The 392-nt window shown below is 66.3% G+C and carries 1 protein-coding gene; it reads right to left on the bottom strand.

Features of this window, described 5'->3' with window-relative positions:
- Positions 1 to 392: DNA glycosylase AlkZ-like family protein (locus J0A65_RS26205; protein ID WP_206597115.1), on the bottom strand; the 392-nt coding region annotated here is incomplete at both ends.

Here is a 392-nt window from a genome sequence, read left to right as displayed (position 1 = left end):
AGTAGCCATACACCCGCTTGGCCTGTGGCGTGTAGATTTCCAGGCGATAGCGAAAACCGAACAATCGCTCGGTCCGCTCGCGCGCCCAGATCAGCGAGTCGAAGGGTGATAGCAGTGCACTGTGGCGTACGCGTCGCGGAATGCGCGGCTCGCCGCGGCAATAACCAGGCTGCTGCCAGCCCTGCACCGCCACCGGCAGCAACGCGCCCTCTTCCACCAGCTCGGCGACTCGGCGCTTGCTGTCGCCCGCGTCCAGTCGGTAGTAGTCGCGCAGATCCTTTTCGCTGGCCACCCCGAGGGCATCGGCGGAGCGCAACAGCAGACGACGCTGCGCTTCATCCTCATCCAGCTCGGCCTGATCGAGCAGCTCGCCGGGGATCACCCGCTCCGGC

The organism is Bowmanella yangjiangensis, assembly GCF_017255015.1.
Classification (GTDB): Bacteria; Pseudomonadota; Gammaproteobacteria; order Enterobacterales; family Alteromonadaceae; genus Bowmanella; species Bowmanella yangjiangensis.
Note: the sequence above shows the minus strand (reverse complement) of the source record. Positions and strands in the feature narration are given on the sequence as shown.